Here is a 481-nt window from a genome sequence, read left to right as displayed (position 1 = left end):
ACGCCATCGCCGGGCTGATCGGCACCATCAACGCGATGAACGCGCAGATCGCCAGTGCCGCCGAGGAACAGACCGCGGTGGCCGAGGAGATCAACCGCAGCGTGCACCAGATCGCCGTGGCGGTGGACAGCGTCGCCGACGAAACCCGTCAGGGCGCCGAAACCGCGCGCAGCCTGTCGGGCCTTGGCGAGCGCCTGGGCGGATTGGTGCGTCAGTTCCGCATCTGATCGCCGGATGACACGGGAGGCGCTACGCCGCCTCCCATGGGCGAGAAAGCTCGCACTTAACGGGGCGGCAGGAGGACTAAACAGCAACAGTCCCGACCGGTCCCGCCGCCCATGTATTCACCGCGCATCGAACAAAAATCCTGCCTCACGCTCCTGGTGCTGGTCACCCTGGCCTTCGGCTGGATCCTCCTGCCGTTCTGGGGCGCGCTGTTCTGGGCGGTGGTGCTGTCGGTGCTGTTCGCGCCGCTGCAGCG

1 pseudogene is annotated in these 481 nt (G+C 67.4%); it reads left to right on the top strand.

Annotated features, from left to right (window positions below):
* Positions 1-227 (top strand): annotated as a pseudogene (locus D3D02_RS19320) (methyl-accepting chemotaxis protein); the annotation flags it as partial.
* Positions 228-481: the final 254 nt, after the last annotated feature.

Source organism: Halobellus sp. Atlit-38R, assembly GCF_003665925.1.
GTDB classification, from domain to species: Archaea; Halobacteriota; Halobacteria; order Halobacteriales; family Haloferacaceae; genus Haloquadratum; species Haloquadratum inordinatus.
Note: the sequence above shows the minus strand (reverse complement) of the source record. Positions and strands in the feature narration are given on the sequence as shown.